Source organism: Dehalococcoidia bacterium (genome assembly GCA_030648205.1).
Taxonomy (GTDB): domain Bacteria; phylum Chloroflexota; class Dehalococcoidia; order JAUSIH01; family JAUSIH01; genus JAUSIH01.
In genome coordinates, this window is record JAUSIH010000022.1 from 19,864 (window position 1) to 27,975 (window position 8,112).

Annotated in this window: 10 protein-coding genes and 1 pseudogene; all 11 read right to left on the reverse strand. The window is 63.3% G+C overall.

Annotation, left to right across the window (positions count from 1 at the left end):
• Window positions 1-16: 16 nt before the first annotated feature.
• The 11 genes and pseudogenes from Q7T26_02605 to Q7T26_02655 all read right to left on the reverse strand — a co-directional run bounded on the left by Q7T26_02605 (window position 17) and on the right by Q7T26_02655 (window position 7,999).
• On the reverse strand, window positions 17-679 hold the full coding sequence (locus Q7T26_02605) for a haloacid dehalogenase (protein MDO8531048.1): 663 nt from the start codon (window positions 677-679) through the stop codon (window positions 17-19).
• Window positions 680-998: 319 nt separating this feature from the next.
• A complete protein-coding gene (locus Q7T26_02610; GenBank protein MDO8531049.1) occupies window positions 999-1,340 on the reverse strand; it encodes a zinc ribbon domain-containing protein in 342 nt (113 codons plus the stop codon).
• Between the two features lie 2 nt (window positions 1,341-1,342).
• Entirely contained in the window at window positions 1,343-1,768 is a 426-nt protein-coding gene (locus tag Q7T26_02615; GenBank protein ID MDO8531050.1) for a zinc ribbon domain-containing protein, read from the reverse strand.
• A gap of 251 nt (window positions 1,769-2,019) precedes the next feature.
• The gene (locus Q7T26_02620) at window positions 2,020-2,385 is read right to left on the reverse strand and encodes a YraN family protein (protein ID MDO8531051.1); all 366 of its coding nucleotides are present in this window, start codon (window positions 2,383-2,385) and stop codon (window positions 2,020-2,022) included.
• Between the two features lie 21 nt (window positions 2,386-2,406).
• Complete coding sequence (locus Q7T26_02625) at window positions 2,407-3,036, reverse strand: ribonuclease HII (GenBank protein MDO8531052.1); 630 nt, start codon at window positions 3,034-3,036, stop codon at window positions 2,407-2,409.
• A 103-nt stretch (window positions 3,037-3,139) separates the two neighbouring features.
• Window positions 3,140-3,715: a hypothetical protein gene (locus tag Q7T26_02630; GenBank protein ID MDO8531053.1), complete on the reverse strand. Its 576-nt coding sequence runs from the start codon at window positions 3,713-3,715 to the stop codon at window positions 3,140-3,142.
• Window positions 3,716-3,743: 28 nt separating this feature from the next.
• Window positions 3,744-5,048 carry a tRNA 2-thiouridine(34) synthase MnmA gene (mnmA, locus tag Q7T26_02635; GenBank protein MDO8531054.1) on the reverse strand — a complete coding sequence of 435 codons (1,305 nt, stop codon included), beginning with the start codon at window positions 5,046-5,048 and terminating at the stop codon, window positions 3,744-3,746.
• A gap of 63 nt (window positions 5,049-5,111) precedes the next feature.
• On the reverse strand, window positions 5,112-5,471 hold the full coding sequence (locus Q7T26_02640; GenBank protein MDO8531055.1) for a hypothetical protein: 360 nt from the start codon (window positions 5,469-5,471) through the stop codon (window positions 5,112-5,114).
• A 79-nt stretch (window positions 5,472-5,550) separates the two neighbouring features.
• Window positions 5,551-5,919, reverse strand: a pseudogene (gene vsr / locus Q7T26_02645) (DNA mismatch endonuclease Vsr).
• Window positions 5,916-6,854, reverse strand: a complete 939-nt coding sequence (locus tag Q7T26_02650) for a DUF4928 family protein (protein MDO8531056.1) — start codon at window positions 6,852-6,854, stop codon at window positions 5,916-5,918. The pseudogene vsr and the gene Q7T26_02650 overlap by 4 nt, the downstream one beginning before the upstream one ends.
• Window positions 6,851-7,999, reverse strand: a complete 1,149-nt coding sequence (locus Q7T26_02655; protein MDO8531057.1) for a DNA cytosine methyltransferase — start codon at window positions 7,997-7,999, stop codon at window positions 6,851-6,853. Before Q7T26_02655 ends, Q7T26_02650 begins: the two co-directional genes overlap by 4 nt.
• Window positions 8,000-8,112 lie beyond the last annotated feature (113 nt).

Consider the following 8,112-nt stretch of genomic DNA (forward strand, 5'->3'; position numbering starts at 1 on the left):
TTCCCTTTGTGGTCCTTTATGGAATGGGGTTGCCAGGTCTTGGGGCAGCCGAAAGGCGCCGTTCCACCACCGCCAGTTTCTCCTCCAGGTCGCGCTGCCGGACCGCCACCGTCAGGTCGCCCCGCGTGCGCTCCAGCACGCCGCGGACCATGTCGGTGGTGCGCCGGAGGCCGTTGGTCACCGCGTCCGGGAAGTCCATAGTGACCAGGACGGTATAGATGTCGTCCATCTGGGACAGCACGTCCTCGCAGCGGGCGACCTCGTTCCGGCGCAGCATGTCCAGCAGATACCGGCGCAGCTCGCCCGCCGCCTCACCCATGCCGTTCAGGTACGGCGCATAGCCCACGTCCAGCGCCTCCGGCGTTGGCAGGGCCTCACCGGCCACCAGCGCATAGGTGATGCAGCCTTCCGCGTACTCTTTCTGGGCGTCGTCCACGAACCCGCCGTGGAAGACATCAGGGTGCTCCGCCAGGTCCCGCTTTGTCCTCGACAGGAGGTCGCGGGCCGCCTTCAGAAGCGTCTGGGCCTCGCTGAACTCCGCCCGGTGGACGGCCCGGATGGCGTTGGCGCAGTTCCGAATGGTCTCGCGGGAGGCCTGGTAGGCCCGGTCACGCGCCAGGTGCTTGGCGCTGAAGTGCGCGCGGATGCGCTCGACGATTGGGTCGAGCTGGACGCGCATATGTTTGCCGCTCTGGGAAGTCATCTGTTCATGGCGCGCGAATGCCCTTGCGCGCGTCCTCGAACTAAGATGGTGAAGCTACCATGGTCAGGACATCGCTAGTGTCCTGAGTCAGAGATTCGCGGCATGATTCCGGGGGATACGCAAGGGGGATCTGCCCCCTTGCGCGGGGATCTGGGGGTAACCCCCAGATTGGTCTCTTTCCCCCTCTCCTGCAGGAGAGGGGGCCAGGGGGTGAGGTATCCGTGCGCCCAGAGGGGATGCGTGTCCCCAAGAGGAAGCCCCCATTTTTGTGAAGAATTCATAACTCCGGACATCGCTACAGGTCTTTGACCGCAGGGGGCATCTCGCCCTCCCGCGCCGCCTGGATCATGTCCTGGACCTGGGAGGGCATCTCCGCACCCATTTGCTTCATCCGGGTCTCCGCCCACCTGCCGATGTTGCGCGGGTCCTTGTAGTAGTCCGGCCCCGGAGACATGGGATCGCCCGCCTCCTCCAGCCGCGTGCTCTCCGACTTGTGGTACGCGAAGGAGGAGATGAGCCGTGTCAAATCGTGCGCGCCGCAGGCGGGACAGGCGTTTGGCAGGGCGCTGTTGACGCTCTGCACAAACACGCTGCTCTTCCGTCCGCAGGTGTGGCACAGGAACTCGTAGATGGGCATGCCTACTGCTCGCCCCCCCCGTTTGTCTCGTCCGCCATGTCCTTCGTCTTGGCGCCGCTTATCGTCGCCTCCGGGTCCTCGCCCGCCTCCAGTTGGCTGACCGCCTCGTCAAACTCCGGCCCCATATCCTCGCCGGTCTCCTCGCCGATGCGGCGAACGGCCCGGGCCAGACTCCGGGGATCGCGCTCGTCCACGTCCGACAGGGCGTCGTCCAGGGACGACTCGTCGGCGCCAGCCCCCGCCGACCGACCCACCGCGAACAATGAGACCAGCCGGACCAGGTCGCGGCTTCCGCAGCGGTCGCACACCGCCGCTTGCACGGTCGCCGATACGCTCCTGGTCAGGACGCTAACCTTGCGCCGGCAGGTCCGGCAACGGTACTCGTAGACAGGCATGGCGTCCAGCGCAAGGCAAGATACCAAACGCATATTGTATCACAGCGGTTCAAGAGCGGCTACTGCCAGGGCACGGCCGTAGCGTCCGGTTCCGGAAATACGTTCCCTATTCCATGTCATACCGGCGGAAGCCGGTATCCAGAGAACCACCGCGGAACGCTGGATTCCGGCCCCGTATCGGGTACGGGGCAAGCTTTTCGCCGGAAGGACGGTGAGTGGCCAGGGGTGTTTCCTCGAACAGCTTCTCAAGCATGAAACAATATGCGTACTTCGGGGACAACAGGCTAGCCGACCGCGTTTTCAAGGTGGTTGATGCGCTCCAGACGCCTGCCCTCCCCAAGCTCCAGGGCCACCACGTCAATGCGCCAGGACGGAGCGTGGTCCGCGTGGCTCTGCAGGTAGTGCTCGGCGGTGGACTTCAGGTGCTCTATCTTCCGGGGCGTCACCGATTCCTCCGGCGTGCCGAAGGCGCGGCCCCGCCGGGTGCGCACCTCCACGAACACCAGGCAGTCGCCCTTGCCCGCCACAAGGTCAATCTCTCCGTACGGACAGCGGTAATTCGTCTCCAGTATGCGATAGCCCCGCTGCTCCAGGTACGTGCGGGCGAAGCGCTCTCCCCAATCGCCTGTGCGCTTTCTCGCCTTTGTCACGGATACACCCGCCGCATTGTATCACACGCCCGCGGCTGCCCGGCGAACGGGCGCGAATGACCTCCGGTGGACCGCCGACGGCCCCAGCGCGGCCAGCCGCTCCATGTGGACGGCGGTGCCGTACCCCTTGTGGCGAGCGAACCCGTAGCCGGGATAGGCCGCGTCCAGCTCCCGCATCTGCTGGTCCCGCGCCACCTTCGCGACGATGGACGCGGCGGCGACGGACAGGCACAGGGCGTCGCCTTTGACGATGCAGCGCGAGGGGATGTCCCGCAGCTCCAGACCGCGTCCGTCTATCAGAGCGAAGGAGGGCCGGACGGTCAGCGAGGCGACGGCGCGGGCCATGGCCAGGCGCGTGGCGCGCAGGATGCCCATTGTGTCTATCTCCCGGACGGATGCCTCGCCGAGGCTGACCGCGATGGCGACGGCGCGGACCGCCCCATCCAGCCGCTCCCGCTGTCGCGCCGTCAACTGCTTGCTGTCCCGCACACCCGCCAGGGTCGGATGCTTCCGGCCGGGCGGCAGGATGACGGCGGCGGCCACGACAGGGCCTGCCAGCGGCCCGCGTCCCACCTCGTCTATCCCCGCCACAAGGGGATAGCCCTGGACAAGAAGCTCCTGCTCGAAGCGTGTGGTGGGTGAGGGGCGCATACGCTACGGCGTCCGGCTCAGGCGGGCTTGCGGACGTCGCGCGGGTTGCTCGCCAGGCACTCGCAGACGTTCACGTGGTCCGCCTCCTGGATTGCGGCGGGGCCTAGTGCCACAGGTCTATCAGCGTCATCTTGCAGCTATCACAGAACCGGCCGGGCCGGGGGCACTTGTAGTGCATCACGCAGGCGGCATTCGGACAGTGCGCGGCCACCCCCAGCATGTGGCTGACCTCGTGGCGCACGGGCGGGGCGTCATAGTTGAGCAGGAGGCAGAGGCCGTCGTCCACGGAGTAGCCGTAGATAGCCTGCTGGTTGGCCTCGCCCTCGAAGTGGACGCGCTCGTATTTTCCGGGGTCAAGCAGGACCACCAGCCCGCAGAGCAGCCGCCCCTTGCCCCGCATCTCCATGAGCTGGCCCTCGAACCTGTCGCCGTCCAGCAGGCTGCCCACCGTGCAGGCCGCCGCGAGCTGGCGCACCAGTTGCAGGTCTGCTTCGTCCAGGGGTGTGGACTGCACCTTCAGGTGCAGGGTGAACTCCTGGATCAGTTCGTGGATGTGTCGGCAGACCAGGAGTCGGGTGTGTTCGTTGGCGGAGGAAAGCGTTGACGCAACGACGATGGCCCCGTGGCTTTCCCACTTGTAGCGTGGCGCGGTCTGTCCCTCGTGGCTTCTGGGTGTCATGTGGCTGCCCCCTCCGTCTGGTCGGCGGCTAGCGGGCGCAGGCCGCCAGTTCCGGACTCGGTATGGTCGCCGCGCGCACTTCGTCAATGACGCCGCCGCCGAGCACTTCGTCGCCCCGGTAGAAGACGATGGCCTGGCCCGGCGTCAGCGCCCGCTGGGGCTGGCGGAAGCGCACGAGCGTCCGCTCGCCCTGGGGCGTCAGCTCCGCTTCCATCTCCGGCGAGCGGTAGCGGTACTTCGCGCGGACGGTCATCGGGCCGTCCGGCGTGTTGCCGGAGACGTAGCGCACGCGGGACGCGACGGCCTCCGTCGCCAGCAGGCGCTCCTGGTCGCCGACGACGACCCTGTTGCTGGCCGCGTCCAGCGCCACGACGTACAGCGGCCTGCCCGCCGCGACGCCCAGTCCGTGCCGCTGGCCGATGGTGAAGCCCGCGACGCCGTTGTGCGCGCCCAGCGTGCGGCCCTCCGTGTCCACCACCTCGCCGGCGCGGGCGGGTATGTGCTGGCGCAGGAAGCCGCGATAGTCCCCCGCGCCGATGAAGCATATCTCCTGGCTGTCCGGCTTGTCCGCGTTGGGCAGCCCGGCCTCTCGCGCTATCTCGCGGAGGTGCGCCTTCGTGTAGCCGCCCACGGGCAGCAGCAGGCGCGACAGCTCCGTCTGGCCGAGGGTGTAGAGCACGTAGGACTGGTCTTTGGTGGCGTCCACCGCCTTGAGCAGGCGGAAGCGGTCGCCGTCGCGCTCCACCACGCGTACCCCGTAGCCCCGTATGTCATTCCGAACGGAGTGAGGAATCTCCCTGCGGGGGAGACCCCTCGCGGAGCCTGTCCTGAGCGAAGTCGAAGGGCTCGGGGTGACAGCGTGCCTCCCCCCTCCGCATGCGGAGAGGGGATAGAGGGGTGAGGTGCGCGCTACCACGCGGGCGTAGTGCCCCGTGGCGATGGCGTCGGCGCCGAACGCCAGCGACTTGCGCAGCAGGAAGTCGAACTTGATCTTGTCGTTGCAGGCCAGGCACGGGTTCGGCGTGCGGCCCCGCTCGTACTCGCTGACGAAGTACGCGATGACGTGTTCCTTGAACTCCTTCTCGAAGTTCAGGAAGTAGTGGGGCACGCCCAGGAGCTGGCAGACGCGTCGCGCGTACTCCACGTCCTCCAGCCCGCAGCAGCCCCTGTTCGCGGGCATGGACGCCGGGTCCGGCGCGGTGTAGAGGCGCAGCGTCACGCCTATCACCTCGTAGCCGGCGCGGTGCAGCAGCAGCGCGGCGACGGACGAGTCCACGCCGCCGCTCATGGCGACGACGACACGTGGCCGGGACGCGGGTGAAGCCTGGCTCATAGGCAGAAGGATAGCATACCGCTACGGGGCGGGCAAGGGAAACGCAGTCACGCAACCGCCGTGTCATTCCGAGCGCAGCGAGGAATCTCCCCGCCGCAGCGGCCCGTCGTCCCGTATCCCGTAGGGGCGCACCTTGTAGGGGCGGACCGACGTGTCCGCCCCGTTGCCCACACGAACGCACCTGCCTATCCGCCCTGCCGGATGCGCCATCCTCCCCTCTCCGCATGCGGAGAGGGGACAGAGGGGTGAGGTTCGCGCTACCGCCGCGGTCTCCCCCTCCACCAGCTTGCGCTCTGCTTCCGTCAGCCCGTAGAGGTCGTACACCACGCCGTCAATCTCGCGGTCCGTCCGCGCCGCCTCGCGCTCCAGGTCGTCGCGTTCGTTGTCGTGCGCGTCCCCCTTCGCCGCGATGCGCTTTTTCATGTCCAGCATCCGCTCCACGAGCCGGACGACGCGGTCGCGCCCCCGTTAGAAATCGATCAATCTCACGCGTTACCCACGCTTCATCCTTTAGACGACACTCCCACAGCACTAAAACGCGCCAACCCAATTGGCGCAATTGTGTACGCACCCGTCTATCTCGCCTGCGGTTTCTCTGGATCTTCTTCCTCCAGTATTCCTCGTTCGCTTTAGGAACTCTTTTCCCGCGGGCGCAGTTATGGCCATGCCAAAAACAACCGTGAATGAACAACACTGCCTTGCGAGAGGGAAAGACTAGGTCCGGCGAGCCAGCCAGATCATGACGATGAAGCCGAAACCTGAAACCTAATCTATGGATTAGCGAACGAACTCTACGCTCAGGATCGGTGTCTTCGCTATGGACACGACCCATTATCCAGCTTCGCTTTTCTTTGGTGAAAGTGTCCGTCATCCAGCTATTTCAATTTGCAGGCTAGGGTCTGTCTCGTGCGCTGAGACGATTGCGTTATACTTTTCAATGATCTGATGAGCTATATCTTCCCTTCCGCGGCGAGCGAATTTACCTCGCTCGTGGATATTACCAGCTATAAATTGCTCCGCGTCGAAGACGTCTACTCGATCTCCAATTCCCTTCTGATCCGCAAGGCCCTGAGCCACCGCTACCCCTCTAGCCAAGGTCACGATTATGGGTCTCTTCGCCGCAGCTAGGTTACGCTCGCACTTGCGAACTACTGCTTCATTTGGCGCCGCTGTGACATGAATCGCAGTGTCTTCGACAAGAAAGTCGGCCTCGCGCCCGGAGACTTCGTCCGCTACTGACACACCATGATGAGCAACTTTTCCTTCTAGCAGGATGTCTAGTTTCGCACCGACCAAGTGCTGCAGAACCGCGCCAACGAACATGGTGCCGGAACTCTCCGCCTGTCTTTTCTGAGCTTGGTCGAGCAATTCTCTGACGACCGCCCTCAACGATTTAGACGGATCGAGGCGCAAAGTGAAAGGCTGCGCAGCAAAGTAATCTCTAACACGGTCCACCCACCACGACTCGATGAAGCCTAGGTTGGCGAGTGCTTCATCGTGCAGTTGGTTCAGAAAACTAACGTAGGCCCGCATGTTGCCGAGGCTTCCACGACTCGTACGACCGCCTTCTTCGGCCAAAGTGCGCGTCATGCCATAGTCTTTGAGAATAGCTTGCACTTGAGATTTTCCAAGCCCCTTGACTTGGCCTCCGCCCATTGTCATCTGCTCATCCGGTGCGAGCGGAAGACCTTGTTTGTTGGCGGCTCGCGTCATTACGAGGGCTACACAAAGAGCGCCCTTCTCGCGCACGCCGTAACTCTGGGCGAATTCTTCCAAACGTTGGAGAAGCTCTGAATGAGGAGTCACGCCCGAACTTCCGCAGCAATCCGATTTGCGAGAGGAGCAAGAAGATGTTGCCCTAGATAGCGGACGGCAGGCACAGCTACAGCATCACCTAGAGCTTTATACGCCTGATTGCGGGAACCTGGAATGCAATAATCATCAGGGACGCCCATTAAACGAGCTGCCTCACGCACAGTTAAACGGCGCGCCCCAAACCCGCCGTTGCGTCTGAGTACGAGAAATTGCCAACTACTGCCGCCCTCTGCAGTCCGCAAACATCCTGCTATCCCGTCAAAGCGAAGCTCTAGGACTTGACGGCCATCGCGGATACGCCTGTAGCCCGGAAACACGGTTCGGCCAGCGGCAACAGCTTCGCGGAGACGCTTAAGATGCCTCGGAGGCACAAGGCTCATGTTGTGCGCCGACCACTGAGGCTCCGCTGGCGCAGTGTCAACCTCAACCATCTGTTCAAGAGCTAGCGTGCGCATTGGAGGTTCAGGGAGGTTCCACCATATCCATGAGTCCAATCCCTTAGCCGCTTTCTGAATGGCGGGGGTATGCGGCCATCCGGGACACTGAGCTTCGTGACCTTTCGTTTCAACAGTTGGCAGCACGCCTACTACGAAAATTCGCGGACGAGATTGCGGCACCCAGCGCTCGGCATCTAGCTCCAAAGCACCAACTCTGTAACCGCGCAAGACGAGCGCCTGATGCAACATCCGATAGTGCTCACCTTTGTCAGCGGAGACAAGGCCAGAAACGTTCTCGGCCACCACTATCGGCGGCCTGATCGTCATTTCATCCATTACCCTGAGCCATTGCCAGACCAGGCCGCTACGTGCCGCACCGATGCCTCTAAGATTCCCCGCAAGAGAAAGATCCTGACAAGGAAAACTAGCCCATGAGAGCGTTCCACAAGGCACATCGCTACCACGCATTTGCTCTATAGGGCCGAGATGAAAGACATCAGAAGGATGATTGGCGCAAAAAACGGTGGCCTTCTTAGGATCAATATCATTAGCCCAAACGAGATTGAAAAAAGGACCAAGAGCTTCAGAGACTAAGCCACTGCCTGCAAAGAAGTCCAAAAGTTGAGGAAGTCCCCCGTTCAAGCGGGCACGAGTGGCAGATGAAGAATGGCCTGAAGCAGTATTAGTATCGCGAAACATAGAGCGGGCGACAGGACTCAAACCCACGACGTCCACCTTGGAAGAGTGGCATTCTATCACTGAATTTGCCCCACTCGCCGGAGCCCCAGGTAGCAGTGCCACCAAACCAAATC